Annotated in this window: 23 protein-coding genes; 16 read left to right on the forward strand and 7 right to left on the reverse strand. The window is 56.6% G+C overall.

Annotation, left to right across the window (positions count from 1 at the left end):
- Positions 1–77: 77 nt before the first annotated feature.
- On the forward strand, positions 78–527 hold the full coding sequence (locus tag NBV64_RS09960; protein WP_009453888.1) for an Hsp20/alpha crystallin family protein: 450 nt from the start codon (positions 78–80) through the stop codon (positions 525–527).
- A 74-nt stretch (positions 528–601) separates the two neighbouring features.
- On the opposite strand, the gene NBV64_RS09965 is transcribed toward NBV64_RS09960, so the two are convergent.
- Entirely contained in the window at positions 602–1,918 is a 1,317-nt protein-coding gene (locus NBV64_RS09965; RefSeq protein ID WP_060185048.1) for a M20 metallopeptidase family protein, read from the reverse strand.
- Between the two features lie 121 nt (positions 1,919–2,039).
- The gene (locus NBV64_RS09970) at positions 2,040–2,813 is read right to left on the reverse strand and encodes an AraC family transcriptional regulator (protein WP_060185049.1); all 774 of its coding nucleotides are present in this window, start codon (positions 2,811–2,813) and stop codon (positions 2,040–2,042) included.
- A 98-nt stretch (positions 2,814–2,911) separates the two neighbouring features.
- Here NBV64_RS09970 and NBV64_RS09975 point away from each other — a divergent pair, with 98 nt between their 5' ends.
- The 6 genes from NBV64_RS09975 to NBV64_RS10000 all read left to right on the forward strand — a co-directional run bounded on the left by NBV64_RS09975 (position 2,912) and on the right by NBV64_RS10000 (position 8,996).
- Positions 2,912–4,036 (forward strand): MFS transporter, encoded by a 1,125-nt coding sequence (locus tag NBV64_RS09975; RefSeq protein ID WP_250755658.1) that lies wholly within the window; start codon positions 2,912–2,914, stop codon positions 4,034–4,036.
- 170 nt (positions 4,037–4,206) lie between these two features.
- Entirely contained in the window at positions 4,207–5,445 is a 1,239-nt protein-coding gene (locus NBV64_RS09980; RefSeq protein ID WP_250755660.1) for an MFS transporter, read from the forward strand.
- A 3-nt stretch (positions 5,446–5,448) separates the two neighbouring features.
- Positions 5,449–6,312 carry an alpha/beta hydrolase gene (locus tag NBV64_RS09985; protein WP_250755661.1) on the forward strand — a complete coding sequence of 288 codons (864 nt, stop codon included), beginning with the start codon at positions 5,449–5,451 and terminating at the stop codon, positions 6,310–6,312.
- Entirely contained in the window at positions 6,309–7,301 is a 993-nt protein-coding gene (locus NBV64_RS09990) for a VOC family protein (RefSeq protein ID WP_250755663.1), read from the forward strand. Before NBV64_RS09985 ends, NBV64_RS09990 begins: the two co-directional genes overlap by 4 nt.
- A gap of 10 nt (positions 7,302–7,311) precedes the next feature.
- A complete protein-coding gene (locus NBV64_RS09995; RefSeq protein ID WP_009453900.1) occupies positions 7,312–8,469 on the forward strand; it encodes an FAD-dependent oxidoreductase in 1,158 nt (385 codons plus the stop codon).
- 71 nt (positions 8,470–8,540) lie between these two features.
- Entirely contained in the window at positions 8,541–8,996 is a 456-nt protein-coding gene (locus tag NBV64_RS10000; protein ID WP_009453901.1) for a MarR family winged helix-turn-helix transcriptional regulator, read from the forward strand.
- Between the two features lie 8 nt (positions 8,997–9,004).
- Here the strand turns inward: NBV64_RS10000 and nudC are convergent, their stop codons facing one another.
- Complete coding sequence (gene nudC, locus NBV64_RS10005) at positions 9,005–9,766, reverse strand: NAD(+) diphosphatase (RefSeq protein ID WP_250755665.1); 762 nt, start codon at positions 9,764–9,766, stop codon at positions 9,005–9,007.
- 608 nt (positions 9,767–10,374) lie between these two features.
- The gene (locus NBV64_RS10010; RefSeq protein WP_250755667.1) at positions 10,375–11,307 is read right to left on the reverse strand and encodes a YicC/YloC family endoribonuclease; all 933 of its coding nucleotides are present in this window, start codon (positions 11,305–11,307) and stop codon (positions 10,375–10,377) included.
- Between the two features lie 147 nt (positions 11,308–11,454).
- Between NBV64_RS10010 and NBV64_RS10015 the strand changes: the two genes are divergently transcribed.
- The 7 genes from NBV64_RS10015 to NBV64_RS10045 all read left to right on the forward strand — a co-directional run bounded on the left by NBV64_RS10015 (position 11,455) and on the right by NBV64_RS10045 (position 20,157).
- Complete coding sequence (locus NBV64_RS10015) at positions 11,455–12,573, forward strand: metallophosphoesterase family protein (RefSeq protein WP_250755669.1); 1,119 nt, start codon at positions 11,455–11,457, stop codon at positions 12,571–12,573.
- Positions 12,563–15,184, forward strand: a complete 2,622-nt coding sequence (locus tag NBV64_RS10020; protein ID WP_250755671.1) for an AAA family ATPase — start codon at positions 12,563–12,565, stop codon at positions 15,182–15,184. The genes NBV64_RS10015 and NBV64_RS10020 overlap by 11 nt, the downstream gene beginning before the upstream one ends.
- A gap of 29 nt (positions 15,185–15,213) precedes the next feature.
- Complete coding sequence (gene rph, locus NBV64_RS10025) at positions 15,214–15,951, forward strand: ribonuclease PH (protein WP_274984776.1); 738 nt, start codon at positions 15,214–15,216, stop codon at positions 15,949–15,951.
- A 153-nt stretch (positions 15,952–16,104) separates the two neighbouring features.
- On the forward strand, positions 16,105–16,716 hold the full coding sequence (gene rdgB / locus NBV64_RS10030) for an RdgB/HAM1 family non-canonical purine NTP pyrophosphatase (protein ID WP_009453909.1): 612 nt from the start codon (positions 16,105–16,107) through the stop codon (positions 16,714–16,716).
- 4 nt (positions 16,717–16,720) lie between these two features.
- Positions 16,721–17,935: a radical SAM family heme chaperone HemW gene (gene hemW / locus NBV64_RS10035; protein WP_021446604.1), complete on the forward strand. Its 1,215-nt coding sequence runs from the start codon at positions 16,721–16,723 to the stop codon at positions 17,933–17,935.
- Positions 17,936–18,162: 227 nt separating this feature from the next.
- Positions 18,163–19,575: a type I glutamate--ammonia ligase gene (gene glnA, locus NBV64_RS10040; protein WP_021446603.1), complete on the forward strand. Its 1,413-nt coding sequence runs from the start codon at positions 18,163–18,165 to the stop codon at positions 19,573–19,575.
- 123 nt (positions 19,576–19,698) lie between these two features.
- Entirely contained in the window at positions 19,699–20,157 is a 459-nt protein-coding gene (locus NBV64_RS10045; RefSeq protein WP_035271535.1) for a GNAT family N-acetyltransferase, read from the forward strand.
- A 56-nt stretch (positions 20,158–20,213) separates the two neighbouring features.
- Here the strand turns inward: NBV64_RS10045 and NBV64_RS10050 are convergent, their stop codons facing one another.
- A complete protein-coding gene (locus tag NBV64_RS10050; protein WP_250755673.1) occupies positions 20,214–21,143 on the reverse strand; it encodes a LysR family transcriptional regulator in 930 nt (309 codons plus the stop codon).
- Positions 21,144–21,245: 102 nt separating this feature from the next.
- On the opposite strand from NBV64_RS10050, the gene NBV64_RS10055 reads away from it, so the two are divergent.
- Together NBV64_RS10055 and NBV64_RS10060 are read left to right on the forward strand one after the other, a co-directional pair.
- The gene (locus NBV64_RS10055) at positions 21,246–22,439 is read left to right on the forward strand and encodes an MFS transporter (protein ID WP_250755674.1); all 1,194 of its coding nucleotides are present in this window, start codon (positions 21,246–21,248) and stop codon (positions 22,437–22,439) included.
- Positions 22,440–22,565: 126 nt separating this feature from the next.
- Entirely contained in the window at positions 22,566–23,327 is a 762-nt protein-coding gene (locus tag NBV64_RS10060; RefSeq protein ID WP_250755676.1) for a MauE/DoxX family redox-associated membrane protein, read from the forward strand.
- A gap of 39 nt (positions 23,328–23,366) precedes the next feature.
- Here the strand turns inward: NBV64_RS10060 and NBV64_RS10065 are convergent, their stop codons facing one another.
- Together NBV64_RS10065 and NBV64_RS10070 are read right to left on the reverse strand one after the other, a co-directional pair.
- Positions 23,367–24,149 (reverse strand): ABC transporter ATP-binding protein, encoded by a 783-nt coding sequence (locus NBV64_RS10065; RefSeq protein ID WP_035271544.1) that lies wholly within the window; start codon positions 24,147–24,149, stop codon positions 23,367–23,369.
- Positions 24,146–25,810, reverse strand: coding sequence for an ABC transporter permease (locus NBV64_RS10070; RefSeq protein ID WP_250755678.1), 1,665 nt, complete (start codon positions 25,808–25,810; stop codon positions 24,146–24,148). The genes NBV64_RS10065 and NBV64_RS10070 overlap by 4 nt, the downstream gene beginning before the upstream one ends.
- Positions 25,811–25,863: the final 53 nt, after the last annotated feature.

Raw genomic sequence — 25,863 nt, forward strand, 5'->3', positions numbered from 1 at the left:
ATCTCTTTTTATGTAGGCGATCGAGCCCACGCCTTCCATTGCAGCAGGGCTCAGCAAAGGAAAAATGGAGATCAAGCATGGCAAATAATTTGACACGTTTTAATCCGTTTGGTGATCTGGCGGGCCTGGACACGTGGCGAGATATTGAAGACATCTTCCGACGCGTTCCTGTTGTCGGCTCCCTGGCCGGAAATACACCGCCCGCCATTCGTCTGGATGTCAGCGAGAGCGAAGAGGCCTATCAAGTCAGCGCGGAAGTGCCAGGTATCAACAAGGAAGACGTGCATGTCAGCGTCGAAGGCAATGTGGTTTCTATCCGCGTGGAAAGCCGTCGGACTCAGGAAGAAAAGGACGGCGATACGGTCTTGCGTAGTGAGCGCTATTACGGGGTGCAGACACGTCGCTTCAGCCTGGCGCAGGATATTGACGAGTCCCGGGCCAGCGCCAAATGCGAAAACGGCGTACTGGAGCTGATTCTGCCCAAGAAAAAGAGTGGAACAGGGGCCAAGAAGCTGGAAATCCGCTAAATAAGCTTGTTAAATTGAAAACCGCGCCATTTACGGCGCGGTTTTTTTGTTCTCCATCTGAAACCATCAAGAGGCTACGGTTTTTTGTGATCCATCATATAAGTCAAAGAGCTGGCCACTAAAGCACGAGTACCGATGCGCAAAGCCTTTTCATCAATCATGAATTCAGGCGAATGGTTAGGTGCTCCCATCTTGTCGGAATATGTCGAGGCATTCAGACGCCAGAAAACCACGGGCACGTTCTTGCCAAAGGCGCCGAAGTCCTCGGAGCCCATACCAGGGGCAACTTCCTTGGCCCCAATCCCGTCCGTTGCCAGCTCCAGAGCAGGAATCACAGTTTGGGTAGCCTTAGGATCGCTGACCAAAACTTCGTAGCCAGTATCGATACGCACAGTGGCCTTCAAATCGTGGTTCGCAGCAATGTTTTGCGCGTAGCGCTGAATCAGCTCATGTGCGGTTGCCTGGTTTTGCTTGGACAGGGAGCGCACCGTACCACTGATGTCGGCACTTTCCGGCAGAACATTGGGGCGATTACCGCTTTGCAACGAACCTACCGTCACGACAGTAGTGCCGTCCTGGGGATTGGTACGCTGGGCGATAATGTTGTTCAAGGCCACAACGGTTTCAGCTGCAGCGACAACCGGAGAGGCAGCACTCCAGGGAGAGGAGCCATGGCCACCTTTACCTGCCAAAGAGATGGAGAACACATCGCCACTGGCCATCAAGCTGCCTTGACGGTAGCCAATACTGCCGGCAGGGTAGGAAGGACCAATGTGCTGGCCCATCACTACATCCACTTTAGGTTGATCCAGCACGCCTTCAGCCATCATCGCGTTAGCACCACTTAACGGTTTGCCAGGGCCTTGCTCTTCAGCTGGTTGGAACAGCAACACAATCGTACCAGGCAGTTCGTCGCGCATATCCGAAAAGACCTTGGCCGCACCTAACAACATGGCAACGTGGGTGTCGTGGCCGCAAGCATGCGATACCGACACTTCCTTGCCTTGCCAAGTGCCTTTGGCGACAGACTTGAAGGGCAAATCATTACGTTCCTGCACGGGCAGGGCATCCATATCGGCTCGCAAGGCCACAACTGGCCCAGGCTTGCCACCTTTCAATACTGCCTTGACGCCGGTTTGAGCAATGCCGGTCTGGATCTGATAACCGGGCATGGTTTCCAGAGCGGCTTTGATATACGCCGCCGTATCGTGCTCTTGATAAGACAGCTCAGGATTCTGGTGAATATGACGACGCCACTCAATAACCTGCTGCTCCAAGGCGTCGGCCTTGCTTAATGCAGTATCCATGATGGGATTGCTGGCTTGCGCCAACGCGGTACCGGCCATTAAACATGTCGCTGCCAACAAACTCAGGCGCAATGAATGCTTCATACAGTCTCCTCTCTTTTTAGTAGTAATAGCGACTGATCATAGCACCGGTATATACAGTGAACGGAGTAATTATTGACACTTCCACTAACTAGAACCCCCGGGTGCACTCGCCCATTACTGTCTAATCAAAATAGCGCTTCTGGCGACCATATTGGCCGGGAGTCAGGCCCGTCTGTTCCTTGAAAAAGGCAATAAAAGCGCTGTCGCTGGCAAAGCCCAAGTCTGAAGCTAACCGGGTGACACGGCCCCCGATAGAAAGCTGCTCGATCGCCTTAAGCAAACGCCACTGTTGTCTCCACTGCTGGTAATTCAGACCAGTATCTCGCTTGAAAAGGCGGCTGATGGTTTTTTCACTGGCGCCCAGATAGCTGGCTAATTCATTCAGAGCGGGAGGCAGGCTGTCCAAGGGAATTTGTCTTAAGCGGCTATCAAGCGGCAAGGGCAGAAACAAAGCCTGATCGGGCGCCCGTTGCAGCTCATCAAGCAAGACCAGCATCACATGATGGCCCGGCGGCTGATCCCAGTCCTCGTCCAAATCAGCTTGGGCAATACGGTCCAGCGCGGCAGTCAGCAAATCGTTCGCCGCCAGTAGTTGAACCTGAGAGGGCAAGTCAGGGTAATGAGTCGGGTCCAGATACACCGATCGGTAATCCACCTGCTCGCTCATCTGTGCCTGATGGAGCAGCAAGGGAGGGATCCAGATCAAGCGTCCCGGTGGCAACAAGCACAATTGCTGATCCAGGGTGACAGTAATGCAACCGCTGTGCGTGTACAGGATCTGGCCCCAGGGGTGCTGATGCAGGCCGGAATCATGTTGCGCCAAACGGGCAGCAATACCCAATACATGGTGATCTGTCAGGTCGGGAAAGGGGTCACTAGCATCTAACCAAGGCATGATTGTCCGATTTCATTGGTTTTTTATCAGAATACTTGTAATAGAAAAATCCAGCCAGACTTACGCTGATTCTTTTTTCCCAATTCAGTGTGGTTTGCATGTCTCGTTTCCTATTCTTGATGATCGCCTTGATCATGTTTCCGCAGGTGGTGGAAACCGCCTATAGCCCGGCTTTACCCCTGATCGCCGACAGTTACTCCGTGTCGGCCAGCCGCGCCGGGCAGACCTTATCGGTCTACTTCATAGCCTTTGCCGTAGGCGTGCTGTTCTGGGGCTGGCTATGCGACAAGGCCGGGCGTCGGCCCGCTGTTCTGGCCGGTTTGGCGGTTTATGGCCTGGGCTGCCTGCTGGCTGTGTTCAGCCCCAGCTTCGGTGTTTTGCTGGCTGCCCGCATGATCAGTGCATTTGGAGCAGCGGTCGGCTCGATCGGTGTACAAACCATGTTGCGCGATCGCTACCAGGCAGAAGATCTGGCCAGGATCTTTGGCACCATAGGCGCCGCTCTGGCATTAAGTCCCTTGCTAGGTCTGGCAATGGGCGTCGCTCTGACAACAAGCGCAAGCCTCATGCCCGTCTTTCTGGGGCTGTTCGTGTTGGCCTTGATCTTGTTGGCTGCTTGCCTGTTTCAGCTTCCTGAAACCCGCCCGCTTCAACACAGCCAGGCCAGCATGGTGAATGTGCTGCTCCGCTTGCTGCGTGACCCGGCAATTTGGCAGTCCGCCATGCTGGTGGCTCTGTTCAACGTCACGATTTTTTCCTTTTACCAATGGGCACCTTTCCTGCTGGAAGGCCTGGGCTCCGATAACCGTCCCATGATGGTGGCCGGCCTTTTACTGGCTGCCGGAACCTTTATGGGCGCTTTTCTGAATCGCCGCTGGCTGGCGGCAGGACACCGTGCCCGGCATTTGGTGTGGCGGGGGATTTTGATTTTGGCCGTGGCGGCTACCGGCCTGGAGTTGGCGGGACCACATCTGATTTTCCTGCTGCCGGCCATGTTGCTGGCATTGGCCTACGCCATCGCCATCCCCAATCTTTTGTCGGCTGCCTTGCAGGACTATCGCTCGGTGGCAGGGAAGGCAGGTGCTGTCTTTGGCCTGATGTACAGCCTGTTGCTAGGCATCGGTTTGGCCTTGTCGGCCTGGTGGGGGAGTCTGGCTGACGTGACTGTTGTTTGTGCTGTGCTGGCCGCTATTTGTCTGGCCTTGCCCCTGAAAAAGGCTTGAGAAAAACCCTGATACGCCATTCGTAAGCCGCCTCATCATAGGGTATATACCAATACATATGTATTGACATAGATTAAGTCAAATCACCATAATCCTTCATGTTTAAAGCAATTGAAGAGTGTGCCTGACAAACACTCAGCTTGAACATTTATCCAAAAGGAGAGGATGACATGGTGGAACAGGGGGTTATGGGCAATCCGCTCGACAAGGTCAAGCCACGCGGCACAGTGGCCTTGCTCATGCTGTTGATGGCCGTGATGGGCGAAATGTGCCTGGCGGCCGACTTTTACGGCTTTGCAGCTGTTATCAAAATTGTCTCGGCAGACCTGTCACTGAGCCCCGCGCAAGCCGGGCTGGTGCAGGGTGCTTTCGGTGTCTCGTTTGCACTGGGCATGTTGTTCTGGGCACCACGTGGTCGCTCCATGAGCTCGGCCCGTTTGTACCTGATTGGCTTGGGTGGCAGCGGCTTGCTGATGCTGCTGCAGACTCAGGCACAGGATTTCACGCAGCTATTTTTACTGCGTCTGGTTGTGGGCTTTTTTGACTCTGCAGTCTGGGTCGGGTCCATGAAAATCGTCATGCAGTGGTTTGCGCCACGCCGCCAGGGTCTGGTGCTGGGCATTATTCTGGCCGCCTATTCGCTGGCCATTACCCTGGACTTTGCCTTGGGTTTGCCTTACGCCATGGCCCATGGCTGGCGTGCTTTCTTCCTGGTCCTGGGCGGGCTGACCTTAAGTGCCTGTTTAATCACGCAGCTGGTGGTACGCGCCGGTCCTTATCAAGATCCACACGACAAGATCAAAACCGATGCCGGTGTGTTGCGCTCCATCGCCGCACGCCCCTGGATCTGGGTAGGCATTCTGGCCATTTTTGGGGCTTTGTTCTCGGTTGCGGCAACCGCGACCTGGCTGATTCCAGCGCTGATTGATGTGCAGAAAATGGCCCCCGAACAGGCTCCCTTGTTCGGCACCATCATGGGCTTGTCCCAAGTCTTCTTCCTGATTCTGGGCGGTTATGTCAGCGATCGCTTCACCCGTGTTGGGGTAATGCGTGTGGGCATGTGGTTGACCATTCTGGCGGCTAGCGCCTGTGTTCTGGTTGCCTGGCAGGCATTGCCCTACAACGGCCTGCTGATCGTGGCCATTCTTTGTGGCGTAGGGGTCTTTCATGGTGGTGCCATTTTCAGCTACGTGGGGGAGCGCTATGGCGTGAACCTGGGCCCTAGCGCTGCTGGCTATGCCGAAATGGGCGGTGTGTTCGCCACCTTTGTCGCGCCGTCCCTGCTGGGCCTCTTGCTGAGCCTGACTGGTTCCTACATCTGGGCCTTTGGCAGCTTCCTGGCGTTGGAAGTGCTGGTTTTCATCGGTTTCCTCCTCTTGAATCGCTTGCCTTCGGCGCAGGCGGAATAAGCAATGAACAAACTTGTTTTCGATCCAGCAGACCTGGAGCAATACCGGCTCCAGGCCTCGGTGGCTGATTTTGACGCTGAGATGGCCGCCTACAAGCAGGCCAGTGAACGGGCCCGTGCAGCTCTGGAAGCCTGTTTCAGCACCCACGCCTATGGCGATGACCCGACAGAAAAACTGGATATCTATGCGGCCAGCCAGGCTGGCGCCCCGGTATACCTGTTCATTCATGGGGGCTACTGGCGCATGTTGTCCAAGGATGACTCGGCCATGATGGCGCAAAGCCTGCATGCCGCCGGTGCCACGGTGATTTGCCTGGACTACGGTTTGGCTCCGGCTTACCGCCTGCCGCAGATCGTGGCGCAATGCGAACGCGCCTTGCAGTGGGTCCACGCGCACGCCACGCAATTTAATGGCGACCCGCAGCGTATTCATATTAGTGGCAGCTCGGCAGGGGGCCATTTAAGCGGCATGTTGCTGGCGGCCGATACCCGACGTGAACAGCGTCTGATCCACAGCGCCAGCATTATCAGCGGCGTCATGGATTTGCATCCCCTCTTGCAGACCGCCGTGAATGATTGGCTGCAGCTTAACGAAGAACAAGCCCAACGCTATAGCCCGGCCTTGCACCCACCAGCAAGGGGAACGCCCGTGCTGGTGGCCTGGGGGGCACTGGAGCCTGCCGTCATGCAAGAACAAAGCCGTCACTACGCCCGCCAATGCGAGCTGGCGGGCTGCCTGGTGCAAAGCATGGCCATGCCAAACCGTAATCATTTCAACGTCTTGATGGATCTGGAGCAGAGCGACAGCGCATTGACGCTAGCCGTGTTGCAGACCATGAATCGTCATACCCAGGAGAAGAGACTATGACACAAGCAACTTCCCACTCCATCCAAACTGCGTGCTTTGAGCCCCGCCGTCTGGGCCACGTCAACCTGTGGGTTGACGAGCTGCAACGCGGTGAAGATTTTTACAGCCAGGTCTGCGGCCTGAAAGTGGAATTTACCGAACCGGATCTGGTAGCGACCTTTTTGGGCACCGGCCACACGCCCCATGATCTGGGCATGATGGAAACAACCAAAGGCGTGAACCGGTATGGCCGTGACGGTCTGCTGCAACTGCCCGGCACAATTGGCTTGAAGCCCGGTCTGAATCACCTGGCCTGGGAGCTGGAAAACGAAGCTGAACTGGTTGCCGGCTGGAAGCGCGCAAAAGAGCAAGGGCGCGACATTGACATGACAGTGGACCATCAGGTTGCCCATAGCGTCTATATGTTTGACCCCGATGGCAACTACAACGAGTTCTACTGCGACACCATTAAAGACTGGCGCAGCGTACTGGGTGGCCCTATGGAATTACTGACCAGCCGCTGGGATCCTGAAGGTCAGGAGCCTTTTACCGAAGGCCGTTACGACTCCGACCCGGTTCTGGAAACAGTGGCCGACGCTCCGGTCCAACCACGCCGTGTCACCCATGCCGTGCTGCGTACCGCTCAGTTGGACGCCATGCGCCGCTTTTACACCGAAGTCGGCGGCCTGGAAGTGGTTTATGAAAACGAGCAGGTTGTCTACTTGCGTGCTGGTCTGGCCAATTATGATTACAGCCTGATCCTGGTACGTGATGAAGAGGCCTCCTTCTCGCATGGCAGTTTCGAGCTGGCCGGCGTCCAGGATCTGGAACAAACACTGGAGCGCCTGAAAGCCCGGAACATCACACCCGTTCACAACGTGAACCTGCCCTGGAAGCGCGCTTTCTTCTTGCGTGACCCGGATGGTCTGCTCAGCGAGTGGTACGTGACTCTGGCTGGCGAACGTGTTCTGGATAGCAATCACTCTTTGCCTTTGTGGGCGCAAGTTTAAGGAAACCAGCATGTCCGATAAAAAACTAAGTGCCTTGATCGCAGGCGGTGGCCTGGGTGGTTTGGCAACCGCCGCCGCTTTGGCTCAACGCGGCTGGGATGTCACTGTGCTGGAGCGCCAGTCTGAATTGCGCGCCAATGGCTCCGGTATTTATATCTGGGAAAACGGCCTGCGCGTTCTCAAAGCCTTGGGAGCGTACGAACAAGCGATTGAAGGCGCTTTCTACGGTAGTCACTTTGAGCAGCGCGATCTGAATAACGAGGTCATTGATTGCGGCCCCACACCGCCCGATCGCCGTCTGATTACCGTGATGCGCTCGCAACTGCTGAAATCCCTGGAGCAAGCGGGCAAACGCGCCGGCGTAAAGGTACGCACGAATGTGGAAGTCATCGCCGCCAGCGCACGCGGCGAAGTTCAACTGGCCTCGGGCGAGCGTTTACGTGCCGATCTGGTCGTGGGTGCTGATGGCATCTGGTCCCGTATCCGCCAATCTCTCGGTCTGGAACTGGTGCACGAGCAAACCCGCGAAGGGGCCTTGCGTACCATGATCACCCGCAAGCCAGACGACACTCCGGAGCAAGACGCTCAAAAATACATCGAGAACTGGAACGGTCTGCATCGCTTGCTGATTACGCCCGTCAGCGAAACCCAAACCTATCTGGCCTTAACGTGCCCGTACGACGATGTGCGAGCCAGCAATGTCCAGATCGACAAGGAATACTGGTCTGCCTTGTTCCCACACTGGGCACACTTGATTGAACGCGCAGATGGCCCGGTCAGTTGGGGTCGTTACAGTGTGACGCGCTGCAAAACCTGGTCCAGTGGCCGTACCGCGATTTTGGGCGACGCCGCCCACGCGCAACCGCCGAACCTGGGGCAGGGTGGGGGCATGGCCATGCAAAATGGTCTGGCTCTGGCTACATTCCTGGAAAAAGTGCAGGATGCCCGCGATATCCCCGAAGCCCTGGAAGCCTGGGAAAACAATGAGCGCGAGATTGTAGAGCACTGCCAGAAGTGGTCCTGTCTATATGGTGAGATCAGCGCCTTGCCCGATGCCGTGCGTACTCAGGTCGTGCGTTCTGCCATGGCCAATCCCTGGAGCTACGCGCAGATTTTCCGCGCTGCCAGTCACACGCCTACGGGAACCGTCCAGGCAGAGCTCTGCTAGTATACTGACGGTCCGCTTGTCGCCCCGATTTCATGGAGCGACAAGCGCAGGATTGACTCTCCCAAGGCATTATGAGCAAAACTCCCGTCTCCATCCCTGACAGCAGCGTAGAAACCAATCTGGCCTTCCAGATGGCCAACATTATCTACAAGTTGGACCAAACGCTAAGATCGACCACCCTGCGTGAACATAATATGACCTATGTGCACTTTCGGGTCTTGCAGTACCTGTGGGATAAGGACGGGCGCAGCATCGGGGAAATTGCCAAGGCCATCGTGGTGCATCAGCCGGTCTTGAGCCGGGTGATTGACCAAATGGAAGAACGCGAATTGGTGCAGCGCCGCACGGACGAAAACGACAGCCGCTATATGCGTGTGTATCTGAGCGAAACGGGCCGTGAGCGCTATGCGCAAGTCTGGCCCGCCGCCAAAGAAATGATTGATGATGCTCTGTCAGTGCTCAATCCGAATGAGCGCGAGGATTTGGGCCGTATGCTGCGCAATGTCGCCGCCCATCTAGCGACCTGAGTCACGCTTTAAGTCTTGGCCAGGCCCGGTAAATTGGCCCGAATCAAACGGCCCGCAATGGAGTCTGTATGGGGCAGATCGGGCAGGGCGTCACCCGGGCCAAACCAGCGCGCGTCATTGATTTCGTCAGCTTGAATGCGCAGATCACCCCCGGCGTACTCGGCGGTATAAGCCACCATTAAAGAATGTGGGAAAGGCCAGGACTGACTGCCGAAATACTGAATATTGTCCACGCGCAGCCCCACTTCCTCCATAACCTCACGGTGAATGGCTTCTTCCAGGTTTTCACCGGCTTCCACAAACCCGGCCAGAGCCGTGTAGCGCGCCGTCGCGTAAGTGGAGTGACTGGCCAACAAGATACGGTCCTTGTCGCGGATCAGTACCATCATGGCCGGGGAGATTCGGGGATAGGCCGAGAAACCACAAGAGGTGCAGCGAAAGCACAGTTCATGCTTCACACGCTCCATGGTCGAACCGCACACACCACAGTAACGATGGCTGCGCGCCCATTCCGAGACTTGAAAAGCCCGATTCACCATACTGGCTTGATCTCCCAATTGCGACAGCACACCGCGCAAGTGACGGAAGGTAAAGCCATCCGGAGCCGGGGTCTCGGCCGCTACGTGGCAGGCAAAATCCTGACAATCGTCACCTGGAAAAAGAGCATGCCATTGCGCCGGCGCTAAATCCAGTGCGGGTTTGGCGGGAATCAAGGCTTGTCCTTCCTGGCTGCTGACCAATATTTCATTTCCACGAAAAATGAAATTCATGTGTTTTCTGTCCTTTAATAAGCCGCTTAAGAGCAGCACAGCGCTGGCTATTGTACGGGAAGGACGGAGGCAGAAAAAAGCGGAGAAAAACCCAAGGGGCCGAGCAGGGCATTCAGACAGCGGCCAGAAAAAACCGCCGTTTTAAAACCAGAAACACAACTGTCAAAAAGGTGACGTGTTACCTGGCCTTGTCGAGCAAATCCCAGGACAAAACCGGCAAGCCACCTAATTAGCAGACAGATAATTAAGCATGAATTTATTTAAAATCAGTGATTCGTTTTTAAACTTTTAAAACCGGATTAATTATTTATAAAAATTATTTCTTATTTTTGTTTTATTTTTTTATTTTAAAAATCGCTATTTTATTTTTATATATTAAGGCAGCTTATAAAGCGTCTGTATTTATTCCTGGCTTCACTAGACCACTTTCAGAAAAAATAGCCCTAGGGAGTTTGAGGATGATCAGAAAAGTCCACAAAAAAACCGCCTGGCCTGAGCAAGACGGTTTTCTTGAAAAAACCCCATAAAACCTGAGGTTTCACGCGGTTTAAGCAGACAGCACCTGCTGAAAAAAATACTGGCAGGCAGAAAATAAGGAACTGGCTGGTTTACTCGATGTTTTGGGTCTGTTCGCGCAGTTGCTCAATACACAGCTTCAAGTCGATAGAAGCGCGCGTCATGTCCATGCTGCCTGCCTTGGAACCCAAGGTATTGGCCTCACGGTTCATCTCCTGGAACAGGAAGTCCAAACGCTTGCCAGTGCTGCCTTGGCGTGTGCTTTTCTTGTTGGACGCCACGCAGGTATCGCCGTTCAGAATCAGTTCCAGCTCGGTCAAATGCGAACGCAAGCGGGCGATTTCCTCGGCCACATCGATACGCAAGGAGAAAACTGCCGCTTCCTGCGCGACGCGGGCAGACAGTTCTTCGCCCGAAATCAGGGCGAAACCGTCCGGACTGGCTTGCAACAAGGCGTCATGCAAGCGAGTAGCAATCTTGTTCTTCTGCTCCGTCAGGATCGAGGGCAGGTGCTGCTCAACCTCGTCCACAATGGCGCTCATGTCCTGGCGAATATCCAGCATGGCTTGTGCCAGCCGCTGGCCTTCACGCTCTCGGGTCGCCTGAAAATCCTGCAAGGCCGCTTCGAAAGCCTGGCTGATCATGGGCAGCCAGATTTCGGGATCCATGCCCGAATTATTGCCGCTTTGATTGCTCAGCAAGGTATGCAGCTCGGGTGCAGGCAGATCGGGAATGGCCACGCGTGCCACTTGCAGCATCTGTGCCGTGCGTTCCACCGCCTCCATATCCAGGCTGCGTTGCTGATCCGTGCCGCTACGGGCAAAGTTGACCCGCAATTCCAGCTTGCCACGCTGTACGCCCTGGGCGGCCAGCTCGCGCAGCAGATTCTCCGCAAAACGCAGTTCCTCGGGCAAACGCAGATTCAGGTCCAGAAAGCGGTTGTTGACGCTGCGCATCTCGATATTGATGGTGCCTGCTTCGGACTCGGCCTTGGCGCTGCCAAACGCGGTCATGCTACGGATCATGGGTGGGTCACTTTAAGAATGGAATAAAGCCGCCAATTGTACTCTCAGGTCCCGGCTTTGGCCGCGCCTCTTGCCGCGACAAAGCTCTATACTTTAGGCATTCAAGGCCTGTAAGGGCCGATTTTTTTACCAAATCTAAGGGCAGTCATGCTACGAATCCTGCATACAGCCGATTGGCAAATAGGTCGCCAGTATTCGCGTTTCGAGCTGGAGGACGCGGCCGCCCTGGCTGAGGCACGTTTCAAGGCCATTGAGAAGCTGGCAACGATGGCCAGCGAACATCGCGCCGATCTGCTTGTGGTAGCGGGCGATGTCTTTGATTCGCAAACCCTGAGCGATCGCAATCTGCGCCGCAGTTTCAATGCCATGGCGGGTTTCACCGGCCCCTGGCTGCTCCTGCCCGGCAACCATGACGCGGCCTTGAGCGAAAGTGTCTGGACACGCGCGCGCCGCTTGAACTGCATTCCAGATTATGTGCATGTGCTTGATACACCGGAGCTTTTTCTGCTGGACGAGCTCAAGCTTGCGGTCCTGCCAGCGCCGTTGACACAACGCCAGACTTATCAGGACTTGAGCGACTGGTTCGATCAGGCCGAAAGTCCGGCGGGTTACTGGCGTCTGGGCTTGGCGCATGGCAGCGTCAGTGGGGTGCTGGAGCATTTGGACAGCCATAACCTGATCGATCAAAACCGCGTACAACGCGCCAAACTGGACTATCTGGCACTGGGGGACTGGCACGGCACCGTCAAAATTAACGAGCGCTGCTACTACAGCGGCACGCCCGAGCCGGACCGCTTTCGGGATAACGACTCTGGCCAGGCTCTGCTGGTGGAAATCAGCGAGCCGGGCGCAACACCTGTGGTTCAAGCCTTGCCGGTTGCCCAACACCCTTGGCGCAGCATTCAGCACCATTTGAATGACGACACGGATCTGGACCTGCTGGAGCGGGAACTGAATGCCTTGGCCGATCAAAGCGTGGTCGAGCTGGAGCTATCAGGTCAGTTAAGCCTGAGCGGTTTTGAGCGTCTGGAAAGTATTTTGGGGCAGTCCCAAGCCCGTTGCCGCGCCTGGGACTGCCAGCGCGAGGCCTTGCGTCTGGCACCTTCTGAAGAGGATCTGGACGCCTTGCAAGCCGATGGCTACTTGCAAGCCGCGTTGAAACAGTTGCAGGAACTGCGTCACGGCAGCCAGCAGCAAGCCGCTGAAAATGCCTTGTTGATTCTGGCCGGTTTGCTGCGCGATAAGGAAGGTGGTCATGCACATTAAGTCCCTGCGCGTCGAGCAGTTCAAGCGCTTTCGTCAGCCCGTCTCACTGGACCAGCTGGAACCGGGCCTGAACATCATCAGCGCCCCGAACGAGGCCGGTAAAAGCACTTTGGCCGAAGCCCTGCGCACGGTGTTTTTCGAACGTTATGGCACAGGTAGTCTGACAAAAATCCTACCTTGGGGCGATTCCTCGGCCGCACCGGAAATCGAGCTGGATTTCAGCCTGAACGGCCAGGACATGCGACTGAGCAAGCGTTTCCTGAAGCGCAAACGCTGCGATTTATACATTGGCAATCAGCATCTGGACAATGACGAGGCCGAACAATTCCTGGCCCAGCAAATGGGCTTTGAGTATGCCGCTAAAGGCAGCAGCCAGGCCCGCAACTGGGGCGTGCCGGGCCTTTTGTGGATTGAACAAGGGCAGGGCCAGGATTTGCGCAGCTCCGTTGAGCACGCCAGCGGCACCTTGCAGCAGGCTTTGGGTAGCGAAATCGCCGATTTGACTAGTGCAGACGGGGATTATCTGATCGAACAGGCCCAGCAACAGCTGGACCAATATGTGACCCAGGCTCAAGGACAGCCACGCGGCGTCTGGCTGGCAGCGCAGAAAGAAGCCAAGGAGCTGGAAGAGCAGTTACAGAGCCAGCAAGCCGCCTTGCAGCAGTACCAGCAATGGGTGGACGAACTGGCGCAGGCCCGTAGGCAAATTGCCCATGCCGAGGCTAAGCGCCCGTGGGAGCAGCTACGTGAGCAAGCCAAACAAGTGCAGGTTCAGTTACTTCAAGCCCGCCAATTGCAGGAACGGGCTAAGGAACTGCAACAGGCGCTGAACATGTTGGCCGAGCGAGAAAAGCTCTACCAACAAGCTGGGGAACGCGACCTGGAGTGGGCTCGCCAACGCAGCCAGCGCGCCGAGCAGGTCAAATCCTTGAGTGCCAAGCTGGAGCAAGAGCAGGGCACGCTCAACAGCTTGAACCAGCGTCTGGAGCAGGCGCGCAGCCATAAAGACGCCAGCCTGCAGGAGCAGGAACGCGCCCGTACCTGGCAGCAATGGTTTCAAGATCAAGCCAGCTTTGAAGGCACGCAGCAGCAATTGCAGCAGGTGCAAGGGCAACTGGAAGAACTGGGCAAGTTGGAAACCCAACTAGCGCAATGCGGGGCCGCCTTGGTGCAGCTGAAAATCAGCGACGAGGCCCTGGACCAATTACGCCAGCAGCACCAGCTTATTCAGCGTTTGCAACACCAACTTGAGACGATTTCCACCGAATTGCAGATCGAACTGCAAGACGGCGCCAGCCTGTTGCTGGATGGGGCATCCATTCAGGGCCAGCACCGCGCCCACCTTAGCGCCAGCACCCTGATTGAGCTTCCCGGAATGGGCCAGTTGCGCATCATTCCCGGCGGCCGCGATCTGGGCAAGGTGCAGCAGCAATTGGCGCAAACCCAGCAGGAATACGCACAGGCGCTTGGCCAACTGGGCGGAAAAAGCCTGGAAGAACTGGAACGCCGCCGCGAACAATATCGGGAACAAGAGCAGCAGGACCGGCTGTTACGCAGCTCCATGAAAGCACTGGCCCCTCAAGGCAAAGCACACTTGCAAGGTCTGGTTCAGGCGGCTCAACAACGCATCGCCCCGCAACGCCCGCAAGGCGAGGCCATCGAGGCCTCGGAACTGGGCCGTATCGCCCAGGCCGCCACCATGGCCGAGCAGCAGTACCGTGCGCTGGAAAGCGACTGGCATGATGCCCGCGAAGCTGTTGCCCGCACTCAGGCCCGTCTGGAACAGGCCCAGGCCGAAGCCAATAGCCTGGAGCAACAATGGGCTGACCCACAACGCCAGCAAGCGCAGCAGGAGCGCGAGCAGCAGTGGGGACAACTGCGCTTGCAACGCGAGCAGCAACTGGCCGATCAGAAGGCGTTGGAAGCCGAGCTGGCCGCCTTGCCCGTCTCGGTTCTGGAGCAGGACCTGCAACGTCTGGAGCGCAGCGCTCAACAACAGGAGCAAAGCTATAACGAGGCCCGACTGGCCGCGCAGTTGGTGCAAACCAAGCTGGAAACCCACGGAGCGCAAGGCCTGGAAGAGCAGATCGACCAGACCTCGCTACGTCTGCACGACTGCCAGCGCCGTTGCGCCACCTACGAGCGCCGTGTCGCGGCCTTGCGCCTGTTGCTGTCTGTCCTGCGAGAGCAGCGCAACGCCTTGACCCAGCAATTGCACGAGCCTTTGCAAAAGCACATTAACCACTATCTGCGTCTGCTTTTGGGCAAGGCACGGGTGGAGCTGGACGAATACCTGGCCCCACGCTGGCTGCAACGCGATAGCGGACAAGGGCTGGCCGACGACATTGACGGCTTGAGCTTTGGCGCACGCGAGCAAATCGGCCTGATCGCCCGTCTTGCCTATGCAGATTTGCTGCAACAGGCAGGCCGTCCCACCTTGCTGATTCTGGATGACGTGCTGGTCCACAGCGACAACGATCGCCTGGGGGCCATGAAGCGCATTATTCACGACGCCGCCCAACGCCATCAGATCCTGCTTTTCACCTGCCAGGCCGATAAGTGGATGGACATGGGTGTTGCGCTACGGCCCGTCCCGCAAGGCGTACAATAGGCGTTTTGAATTTTGTCCGGAGCCTAGCCTTGTCTGAAAACGCTACGATTGCACGTCCCTCGGGTCGATCTGCTGCACAATGCCGTCCTATCGAACTGGTGACCGGCTTTACCCGTCACGCCGAAGGCTCGGTACTGATCCGTCTGGGTGAAACCCATGTTCTGTGCAATGCCAGCGTGCTCGACAAAGTCCCTCCCTTTCTGAAAGGCAAGGAACAGGGCTGGGTAACGGCGGAATACGGCATGCTGCCTCGCTCCACGCACACGCGCTCGGACCGTGAAGCGGCCCGTGGCAAGCAAAATGGCCGTACCCAGGAAATCCAGCGTCTGATCGGCCGCAGCCTGCGCGCTGTCTTTGATCTGAAAGCCCTGGGCGAGCGCACCATTCACATTGACTGTGACGTTCTGCAAGCCGACGGCAGCACCCGCTGCGCCAGCATCACTGGGGCCTGGGTCGCAGCCAGCCTGGCCGTACGCAGCCTGCAAGAGCAGGGCAAGCTGCAAGCCTCGCCCATTCTGGATCAACTGGCGGCCGTCTCGGTCGGCGTGTTCGAATCCAACCCCGTCCTGGACCTGGACTACCTGGAAGACTCCGCCTGCGGCGTGGACATGAATATCGTCATGACAGGCAGCGGTAATCTGGTGGAAGTGCAGGGCACCGCCGAAGGCCAGACTTTTGCACGCCCCACCTTGAATCGCTTGCTGGATCTGGCCGAGCAGGGCATTGCCGAGCTGATGCAAGCCCAGAAACAAGCCTTGCAGGGCTGATCGCGATGAAACGGGTCTGTCCTGCTCCCTGCGCGACACCGCCAGGCAGCGGGACAAACCGCTATTGGGACGCCGTCCCATGCAGCACACACTGCCTGGCACGGCGCCTTGCCATTTTTACTGAACAGGGCGCTTTGCCGCCTGCTGCGACTTATGAACACTGAATCCAAGCGTGTCGTCCTGGCCTCCAACAATGCCGGCAAACTCAAGGAGTTTTCCGCCATCCTGGCTCAGGCCGGTATCAGCATGGTTCCTCAAGGCCAATTGAACATTCCCGAGGCCGAGGAACCCTTTGCCACTTTTATCGAGAATGCACTGGCCAAGGCCCGTCATGCCAGCCAATTAAGCGGCTTGCCCGCCTTGGCCGATGACTCCGGCCTCTGTGTGCGCGCCCTGGACGAAGCCCCCGGCGTATATTCCGCCCGTTTTGCCGCTCGCGAACTGGGCGGTGAAAAGTCCGATGCAGCCAATAACGCCTTGCTGGTCCAGCGTCTGCAAGGACAAAGCGACCGTCGCGCCTGTTATGTGGCTGTTCTGGTGTATGTGCGCCATGCCCAGGACCCACGGCCCATCGTGATTGAAGGCGTCTGGGAAGGGGAGATTCAGGATCAACCCGCTGGCGAGCACGGCTTTGGCTATGATCCTCACTTTTATCTGCCAGAGCTCAAGCAAACTGCGGCGCAGCTCTCTCCTGAAGTGAAGAACAAATACAGCCACCGGGCGCAAGCCATGCAAGCCTTGTTGGCCCGTCTGGCCGCCGAGTAACACCATGACTGTTTTCTCTCCCGAGGTACGCATCCGGCCTGGCTCCGGCCCGGCCACCTTGCTGCCCAGCCTGCCGCCCTTGTCCGTCTACGTGCACGTGCCCTGGTGCGTGCGCAAATGTCCATACTGTGACTTCAACTCACACGAAGCACCCGCTGAACTGCCCGAAAACGAGTATCTGGACGCTTTGCAGGCCGATCTGGAACAAACCCTGCCGCTGGTCTGGGGCAGGCAGGTAATTTCCGTATTTATCGGTGGTGGCACGCCCAGTCTGTTGTCAGCCCAGGCGCTGGACCGCATGCTGGCCTTGCTGCGCTCCCACCTGAACTTGCTGCCCGACGCAGAAATTACGCTGGAAGCCAATCCTGGAGCCTCCGAAGCCTCGCGCTTCATGGATTTTGCACACAGTGGCGTGAACCGGATTTCCTTGGGCATTCAGAGCTTTAACGATGAGGCCCTGAAAGCGCTGGGCCGCATTCACGACAGCCAGCAAGCACAACAGGCCATTGAAGCTGCCATGAAAGCCGTGGATCGCGTGAATCTGGATGTCATGTACGCCTTGCCGGGCCAGACCCCAGCGCAATCCGAGCAGGACATTTTGCAGGCCATGTCTTATGAGACCGAGCACTTGTCGCTCTACCATTTGACCTTGGAACCCAATACCGTTTTCGCGAAATACCCGCCGGTCTTGCCCAATGACGACGACAGCGCCGCCATGCAGGACCGCCTGATCGAGCTGACCGCCAGCCGTGGCTGGAACCAGTACGAGATCTCGGCGTACAGCAAGCGCGGTGGCCATAGCCGCCACAATCTGAATTACTGGGAATTTGGCGACTATATCGGAATAGGCCCGGGAGCCCACGGCAAGCTGTCCTTTCACGACCGCATTATCCGTACTGCTACCACCCGCAGCCCGGCGCAATGGATGCAGAACGCCATCAAGCGCGACGGCAGCCACTATGCGCACAATGCCCGTGTCACACCCAAAGACTTGCCCTTTGAGTTCATGCTGAACGTGTTGCGCCTGAAAGAGGGCGTACCAGCCCAGTACTTCCAGGAACGCACGGGTGTGCCCCTTGCGCACATCCTGCCCGTGATCAAGCGCAATATCGAGAAAGGTTTGCTGGCTTCCGATCCGGTTCGTATTCGAACCACCGATTTAGGCTGGCGATTCTTAAATGATTTACAGGAAGCATTCCTTCCTGATGAAGGTTCCTGACATTTAATTGTTTATTTAAGACATTTTTTATTGTGCATCTGCACAATTGCTCTACAATTAATTTCTGGTAAGTCCTATGCCATAACTACTTTATCGGTATTGCGCTGTTTGGATCAGATTCAGCGGCAATCCCGATAAACGTAATTAAGACCTGCCGTAGTGGGTTACACAATGATCCGCGCCACTCCTCCTCACTTTTTGTTAACGTCATTGACGCTGGAGTAACCATGTCCTCCCCCGAAGATGTTCTGAAGATCATCGCCGAACGCGAAATCACGTTTGTCGATTTCCGCTTTACCGATACCCTGGGCCGTGAGCACCACTTGACCACCCCCGCACACGCGGTGGACGAGGATCGCTTTGAGTCTGGTGTCGCCTTTGACGGCTCTTCCTTGCCTGGCTGGAAAGGAATCGAAGCCTCGGACATGTTGCTCATCCCGGACGCCAAAACCGCCCGTATGGACCCGTTCCGTGAAGAGCCCACCCTGATTCTGACCTGCGATGTGGTCGAGCCTTCCGATCTGAAAGGTTACGACCGCGACCCACGTTCGCTGGCCAAGCGTGCTGAAGCCTACCTGCGCTCCAGCGGTTTGGGCGATACCGCATACTTTGGTCCCGAGCCGGAATTCTTCGTGTTCGACGGTATTACCTGGAACGACGACATGTCGGGCAGCTTCGTGAAGATTCGCTCTGAAGAAGCTCCCTGGTCGCGTGGTCTGGAACTCAATGGCAATAACCTGGGTCACCGTCCTGGCGTCAAAGGCGGCTACGTTCCTGTTTCGCCTACAGACTCCTTTGCCGATCTGCGCGCTGAAATGTGTTTGCTGCTGGAACAGCAGGGCGTTCCTGTTGAAATCCACCACCACGAAGTGGCCGCTCCCGGCCAGCTGGAAATCGGTACGCGCTTCTCGACTCTGGTCGAGCGTGCGGACTGGAACCAGATCATGAAGTACACCATCCATAACGTGGCTCACGTTTATGGCAAAACGGCAACTTTCATGCCCAAGCCCGTGGTCGGCGACAACGGTTCCGGCATGCACGTGCACCAGTCCATCTGGAAAGACGGCCAGAACCTGTTTGCCGGTAACGAGTACGCCGGTCTGTCCGAGTTCGCGCTGTTCTACATTGGCGGCATCATCAAGCACGCCCGTGCCCTGAACGCCATCACCAACCCCACGACCAACTCCTACAAGCGTCTGGTTCCGCACTTTGAAGCCCCAGTGAAACTGGCTTACTCCGCCCGTAACCGCTCGGCCTCGATCCGCATTCCTTACGTCAGCAACCCCAAGGCGCGTCGTGTGGAAGCCCGCTTCCCCGATCCAATGGCCAACCCATACCTGGCCTTCTCGGCCCTGATGATGGCCGGTCTGGACGGTGTGCAGAACAAGATTCACCCCGGCGATGCAGCCGACAAGAACTTGTACGATCTGCCACCCGAAGAAGATGCAAAAATCCCAACCGTTTGCGTGTCGCTGGAACAGGCGATCGAGTCCCTGGACAAAGATCGCGAATTCCTGACCCGTGGCGGTGTGTTCAGCAATGAAATGCTGGACGCCTTCATCGAGCTGAAACAAGCCGAAATCACCCGTCTGCGTATGGTTCCGCACCCGGTCGAATTCGACATGTACTACAGCCTGTAAGATCGAAGGCACTGGTTTTGGCCAGTACGATCAAAAAGAGCGGCGTTCGGGCCGCTCTTTTTATTCTGCCCTCGGACGATTACCATACGCAGTCACCCAAACCTTATCGTCATGGAAGTAAAGATGGACCTGGTTTTTCAATGGAAACGGTTGGACGATCTGTCCACGCGGGAAATGTACACAATCATCCAGGCTCGCGAGGCGGTGTTTGTGGTGGAGCAGGAGTGTGCCTACCAGGACGTGGACGGCCTGGACCTGGATTCCTGGCATTTGTCCGTGCTCAAGGACGGCGAGCTGGCTGCTTATGCTCGCGTTGTCGAACCGGGCCTGAAATATGATGAGCCTTCCATTGGCCGTGTCCTGACCTTGGCCAAGTTCCGTAGCCTGAAAATCGGCTACGCGCTAGTGGCTGAAGCGATCCGCTTTACGGAAGCCCACTATCCTGGCGCAGGCATACGCATTGGCGCACAGGCGCATTTGCAGAAGTTCTACGGCTCTTTAGGTTTTGAGCCTGTGGGCGAGATCTACGACGAGGACGGCATTCCTCATATTGATATGGTCAAAGCAGCCGTCATTGCTTGATATAGCGTCGGTTGCTGCAACGACGACCCAAGCTCAAACCCTACAAGGCCCCCAAGTTAATGGGTGTTTAATCCAGGCAAGGTGCCGATATCAGCTTGGGCCTTCAGATACTCAATCAAGGCACGTGCCGAGTTCGACAAGTGTCGTCGATGCGTATACGCCAGTACCAGACGCAAAGGGGCAGGCGGCAAGGGCAGGGGAACGGCAATCAGACGCCCTTGGGCGATCTCCTTCTCACATCCCTGCCGCACCAGAATCGCAAAACCCAGCCCTTTGACGGCGCCAGCTCCCGCCAGCAAACCGCTATTCACACGAAAGCGGCTGGGGACGTTCAAAATTTGAAAGCGACCATTGGGCAAGACAAACTGCCAGGCTTGGCCATCCAAAGCTGTATCGGTCGTAATGCAGGGCAACTGTTCCAACTCTTCCAGGCTGCTGGGCATACCGTATTGCTCGATCAAGGCAGGTGCCGCCACGACCTGGCAATCAAAAGAACACAATTCCTGCACCACCAGACTGCTGTCTGGCAGAGCACCCCGACACATCAATAAGGCCAGGTCAAAATCCTGCGCCAGCACACCAGGGCCTTCCAGGTTGGTTTGACAATGCAGTTCCAGATCCGGATGCTGGGCCGCAAAATCTGCCAGGACACCCGCCAATAGAAACGGCCCCACCTCGGATGGAATACAAATCCGCAAGCGTCCCGACAAACGGGTGCGTTGATCCAGCAAATCCTGTTCAGCCTGCTTTAAGGCTCCCCACCAGGGCTGAACGGTATCAAACAAGCCCTGGCCCACACTGGTCAAACGCAGTTGCCGGGAACTGCGCTCCAGCAAGCGCTGACCAATCTGCCGCTCCAGTTGCGCCACATAACGGCTGACATTGGAGGTCGGCAAATCCAGCACCTGAGCTGCAGCCGTAAAACTGCCACTTTCAGCTACCTGGATAAAAACCCGCAAGGCATTCAAATTCAGCTGAGGAGCCATGGAATTATCCCGGTTTTGATAATTTAATATTCGAATTATAGAGACTACATATCAAAACCGCGAAGAATTAGGCTAGAGGCCTCTTTCTTTATGCGTATCATCATGTCTGATTCTGAAGTGTTTCGTCCCCGGCTGCGTGCCCGTGCCGTGTCTTTTATCCAGTTTGTTCATGCTCTGGAATTCATGGCCTTGACGCCTTTGTTTGTCTGGATGGCAGTGGACTTTGATGTTCCTGCCACCTACGCCGGCTATGCCGCTTCCGCCTTTATGGGCGGCGCCGCTTTATCGGGCGTCCTGGCTGCACGCTGGATGCACCGCGCGGCACTAAAGCCTTTACTGCTCCTGGCACTGATTCTCTTGGCCGTATTAACCGCTTTGGGGTCCATCAGCTCCGAATTCGGGCTATTTATCCTGCTGCGTCTGGGAGCTGGTTTGCTAGGTGGTTTTTTAATGAGCGCCGCAACGACTTTACTGCTGCATGGCATGAATGCCGAGCAACGTACCGACGCGATTGCCATTGTGGTCAGCGCCTTTGCCTTGGTCAGTATCGCCGGAATGCCCGCCACCTTGTTCATCGCCGTGGAACTGGGCTGGCGTATCGCATTGATGACTCTGGCCGTGCTCTGCCTGCTTGCCGTCGCAATTGCTCATCGCTATCTGCCTTCCAACCCTTGCGTTGCAGCGCAACCCTCACCACTAGCTCTAGGTAAAGAGGCCTGGCGCTGGCTAAGCCTGCCGGCTATTGCGCAGGCAGGCTCACTATTACTGATCCCGGTCCTGATCCCCGTTTTGGCGCTACGCTACGACACTCAAGCACAGCAAATGCCTGTGATCTTCATGTTGGGCGGTATCGCCGCCTTGATCGCCTCCCGCCTATCCGCTACGGGCATCAAAAAATGGGGCGAGACCCGTATCTCTGATCTGGGTACGTTGATCTTGCTCTTGTCCTTGATCATGCTGGCCCTGGGGCGGGGAACAGCTCACATATTCATGATTCTGTTCATGACGGGCAGCTACACTCGTCTAGTCTGCGCCAGCGCCCGCAGTACAAGCTACCCCACTCAAGCTCAGCGGGGCCGCTTCATGGCTTTGCAAACCACAGGCAACCACATCGGCAGCTTTATTGCTCTGGCTATTCCCTCCCTACTGCTCCGCTCTCTGGATGTATCCGTGCCAGACCTTCATGTCTTGTTGCTCCTGACAGCGTTTGTTGCCCTTGTTCTGCCCATTTTCATGCGATGCGCTACCCCCCAGCCCCTGAGACCTTACGATCAGGCAAAAACAATCGATCACTAACACTACTAAATCACTACACCTGCTTACTCACACTTCCTGACACCTGGTTTAGGGTGTCAGATAAACGCTTGCATGAGCGTCAGGGGAGGGCTTCCGACAAACAGCATCACGTCAAAGGAGTCGCATATGGCTACACACACCGCCAAACACGCCGAGCTTTACCGCATGGTGACGGCAGAACATATCTGTCCCTTCGGGCTTAAAGCACGCGCACTGCTCAAACGCAAAGGCTACGAGCTGGACGATCACTGGCTCAGGAATCGCGAAGAGATTGACGCTTTCAAGGCCAAGCATCAAGTCAGCACAACCCCCCAGACCTTTATCAATGGAAAACGGATAGGGGGCTATGACGAACTGGTCGAGTATTTCGGTGGGAAGGTCAAGGACAAGGATGCCGTCAGCTACACGCCCGTGATCGCCTTGTTTGTGATGGCTGGCTTGATGGCGCTAGCCGTTTCCTGGGCGGCATTCGGACAGATTGTCCTGCTCCAGGCGCTGGAATGGTTTATTGCCATTGCCATGTGTTTGCTGGCCGTGCAGAAGCTCAAAGATGTGGACGGCTTTGCCACCATGTTCCTGAACTACGACTTGCTTGCCCAACGATGGGTGCGCTACGCCTATCTGTACCCCTTTGGAGAAGCAGTGGCCGGCGTGTTGATGCTGGCCGGTGCCCTGATGTGGCTGTCTGTGCCCATCGCCTTATTTATTGGCAGCATCGGTGCCTGGTCAGTGTTCAAGGCGGTCTATATCGACAAGCGCGAACTGAAATGTGCCTGCGTAGGTGGTGACAGCAAGGTGCCCTTGGGCTTTGTCTCTCTGACTGAAAACCTGATGATGGTGGCGATGGCAGTCTGGATGCTGATCAAGCCGTCCTTGATCAGCGCGTAGAGGACAGCATGGCGCACGCTAGATCTGCCGTACTTGCAACTACGCAGGCTCGCCACGCAAAAAGGCCTGGGCCCGTTGCGCCATGATGGCTTCGCGGCGGATGAAGTCCGCCACAAAGTCATTCACAGGACGATGATGCAGGCTGTAAGGCGTATCCCACTGGATGATCTTGCCAGCCTGCATCACACCAATACGATCGGCAATCGCAAAGGCTTCAGCCTGATTGTGGGTGACCAGAATCGCGGTAATGCCCGCGCTTTTCAGAATGTCGCGCACCTCAAACGCCAAGCGCTCGCGGGTATCCACATCCAGATTGGAAAACGGTTCATCCAGCAACAGCAGAGAGGGTTTGGGAGCCAAGGCGCGTGCCAAAGCCACGCGCTGCTGCTGGCCACCCGACAATTCATGCGGATAGCGCTGCGCCAAACGGGCCAGATCGACCAGTTCCAGCATTTCCAGTACTCGGGCCTGACGCTGGGCTTTATCCCATTTGCGCAGACCAAAGGCCACGTTTTTTTCTACCGTCAGGTGAGGAAAGAGGGCGTAATCCTGGAACATCATGCCCACATGGCGGTCTTCCGGCGGCACTTGCTGAGACACAGCCGACAAGACACGGCCATTCAACAGAATATGTCCGGCACGCAAAGGCTCGAAACCGGCAATGGCCCGCAAGACCGTGGTCTTGCCACAGCCCGAGGCCCCCAGCAGACAGCCGATTTCCCCTTGGGGCAAATGCAGGCTGAGCTGGTCAACAACCGGCCGAAAACCTTCAGACGTTTCGTAGGACAGGGTAATCGCCTGCAAATCCAGAAAATCGTTCATGATGCGCGTGGGCCAGAGGCCATCAATTGAGTACGTGCCAATAAAATAACGGGGATCAAACCGGCCAGCACAATGGCCAAGGCGGCAACCGCGCCTTCCTCATAAGTCCCACGAGCCGCTTCCGCATACAGCCAGGTTGCCAAGGTCTCGAAATTCATCGGACGCAGCAACAAGGTCGCAGGCAGCTCCTTCATGGCATCAACAAAAATCAGCAAAGCAGCCGCGCCCATAGCGGGGCGCAGCAAGGGCAAGTGCACACGTTTCAGCGTCCCCGCCGGGGTTTCACCCAATAAACGGGAAGCCTGCTCCAGCGATGCCGGGATTCGAGCCAGCCCGGCTTCAATACCGCCAACCGAGATCGCCAGAAAGCGCAGGGTATAAGCCAAAACCAAAGCCAGCGTTGAACCCATCAACAACAAACCCGTCGCCGAAACACCAAACCAGGACATGACTTGATTGTAGAAAGAGTCAAACATGACGAGGGGCGTCAACAGCCCAATCGCCAGTACGGTTCCCGGAATGGCGTATCCCAGACTGCTGACACCTGCCAGAAAACGAGCCAGACGCGGTTTGCGTCCCGAACGTACTGCCCGAGCAGCCCAGGCGACGACCAAGCCACAAGATAGGGTCGCGATAGTGGCCAGAGCTGCGATATACAAGGTGTTCCAGGCGCTGCTCAGCAATTGCGCCGACACACCGCCCGCCAAGCTCACATGCTTGATGGTCTCATTCAACAAATACAGGGAGGGGGCCACAAAGCCCACCAGCACGGGCGCTACACCCAAAGCAATGGCGATACAGGCAGCGGAGCCTTTCAACCGGGTAGGTCGAATGGGTTCGGAACGCTGATTACTGGAATAGGCTTGGCGGCGGCGACCATAACGCTCGATGCTGATCAGCGCCGCCACCAGACAGAGCATGGAAACAGCAATTTGCGCGGCACCCGCCAAATCCGAGCGCGTCACCCAGGTGGTGTAAATAGACACCGTCAGGGTCTGCACGCCCAGAAACTCGGAAGCACCAATATCGTTCAGCGTTTCCAGCAAAGCCAGGCTGACACCCACTGCAATCGCGGGGCGGGCCATGGGCAACACGACCCGAAAAAATACGCTGCGGCCCGATTCACCCATAATGCGGGCAGCCTCCAGCAAGCTGGCCGATTGTGTCGCAAACATGGCGCGCGTGCTCAGGTATACATAGGGGTAGAGCACCGAACCCAGCAGAAAAATTGCGCCACCCAAGGAGCGCAGATCTGGCAAACGGAATTCACGCGGGTTGCTATAGCCCAAGACGTAGCGAATGGCAGACTGAATCGGGCCAATCGGATGCAGCAAATCCAGATACGCAAAGGCCACGATATAGGTCGGCACTGCCAGCGGCAGCAACAAAGCCCATTGCAAGACCCGTCGTCCGGGAAACTCGTAGGCGGTAATCAGCCAGGCTGACCCCACTCCCAGACAGCTCACCACCACGCCGACCCCCAGGAGCAGCAGCAAGGTATTGCTCATGGCTTGAGGCAGAACGAACTGGAACAAATGCGACCAGTGCTCAGTCGAGCCGCCTAAGGCGTGGGTCAGCAGGGTAATCACAGGCGCTGCCACGATCAGGGCAATCACAGCGGCAGCCAGGGACCAAAAGGGCAGACGACGAAAAAAGGGCATTATGAAAGGCTAGGTATTACAGGCGCTTAAATGCGCGACGACCGCCGCTCTGA

It is taken from the genome of Alcaligenes sp. DN25 (genome assembly GCF_023674485.1).
GTDB lineage: Bacteria > Pseudomonadota > Gammaproteobacteria > Burkholderiales > Burkholderiaceae_B > Alcaligenes > Alcaligenes phenolicus.

What these genes read in the sequence shown, in the direction of transcription:
- NBV64_RS09960 (WP_009453888.1), top strand. Translation starts at nt 78, where the DNA reads ATGGCAAATAATTTGACACGTTTTAATCCGTTTGGTGATCTGGCGGGC.
- NBV64_RS09965 (WP_060185048.1), bottom strand. Translation starts at nt 1,918, where the DNA reads ATGAAGCATTCATTGCGCCTGAGTTTGTTGGCAGCGACATGTTTAATG.
- NBV64_RS09970 (WP_060185049.1), bottom strand. Translation starts at nt 2,813, where the DNA reads ATGCCTTGGTTAGATGCTAGTGACCCCTTTCCCGACCTGACAGATCAC.
- NBV64_RS09975 (WP_250755658.1), top strand. Translation starts at nt 2,912, where the DNA reads ATGTCTCGTTTCCTATTCTTGATGATCGCCTTGATCATGTTTCCGCAG.
- NBV64_RS09980 (WP_250755660.1), top strand. Translation starts at nt 4,207, where the DNA reads ATGGTGGAACAGGGGGTTATGGGCAATCCGCTCGACAAGGTCAAGCCA.
- NBV64_RS09985 (WP_250755661.1), top strand. Translation starts at nt 5,449, where the DNA reads ATGAACAAACTTGTTTTCGATCCAGCAGACCTGGAGCAATACCGGCTC.
- NBV64_RS09990 (WP_250755663.1), top strand. Translation starts at nt 6,309, where the DNA reads ATGACACAAGCAACTTCCCACTCCATCCAAACTGCGTGCTTTGAGCCC.
- NBV64_RS09995 (WP_009453900.1), top strand. Translation starts at nt 7,312, where the DNA reads ATGTCCGATAAAAAACTAAGTGCCTTGATCGCAGGCGGTGGCCTGGGT.
- NBV64_RS10000 (WP_009453901.1), top strand. Translation starts at nt 8,541, where the DNA reads ATGAGCAAAACTCCCGTCTCCATCCCTGACAGCAGCGTAGAAACCAAT.
- nudC (WP_250755665.1), bottom strand. Translation starts at nt 9,766, where the DNA reads ATGAATTTCATTTTTCGTGGAAATGAAATATTGGTCAGCAGCCAGGAA.
- NBV64_RS10010 (WP_250755667.1), bottom strand. Translation starts at nt 11,307, where the DNA reads ATGATCCGTAGCATGACCGCGTTTGGCAGCGCCAAGGCCGAGTCCGAA.
- NBV64_RS10015 (WP_250755669.1), top strand. Translation starts at nt 11,455, where the DNA reads ATGCTACGAATCCTGCATACAGCCGATTGGCAAATAGGTCGCCAGTAT.
- NBV64_RS10020 (WP_250755671.1), top strand. Translation starts at nt 12,563, where the DNA reads ATGCACATTAAGTCCCTGCGCGTCGAGCAGTTCAAGCGCTTTCGTCAG.
- rdgB (WP_009453909.1), top strand. Translation starts at nt 16,105, where the DNA reads ATGAACACTGAATCCAAGCGTGTCGTCCTGGCCTCCAACAATGCCGGC.
- hemW (WP_021446604.1), top strand. Translation starts at nt 16,721, where the DNA reads ATGACTGTTTTCTCTCCCGAGGTACGCATCCGGCCTGGCTCCGGCCCG.
- glnA (WP_021446603.1), top strand. Translation starts at nt 18,163, where the DNA reads ATGTCCTCCCCCGAAGATGTTCTGAAGATCATCGCCGAACGCGAAATC.
- NBV64_RS10045 (WP_035271535.1), top strand. Translation starts at nt 19,699, where the DNA reads ATGGACCTGGTTTTTCAATGGAAACGGTTGGACGATCTGTCCACGCGG.
- NBV64_RS10050 (WP_250755673.1), bottom strand. Translation starts at nt 21,143, where the DNA reads ATGGCTCCTCAGCTGAATTTGAATGCCTTGCGGGTTTTTATCCAGGTA.
- NBV64_RS10055 (WP_250755674.1), top strand. Translation starts at nt 21,246, where the DNA reads ATGTCTGATTCTGAAGTGTTTCGTCCCCGGCTGCGTGCCCGTGCCGTG.
- NBV64_RS10060 (WP_250755676.1), top strand. Translation starts at nt 22,566, where the DNA reads ATGGCTACACACACCGCCAAACACGCCGAGCTTTACCGCATGGTGACG.
- NBV64_RS10065 (WP_035271544.1), bottom strand. Translation starts at nt 24,149, where the DNA reads ATGAACGATTTTCTGGATTTGCAGGCGATTACCCTGTCCTACGAAACG.
- NBV64_RS10070 (WP_250755678.1), bottom strand. Translation starts at nt 25,810, where the DNA reads ATGCCCTTTTTTCGTCGTCTGCCCTTTTGGTCCCTGGCTGCCGCTGTG.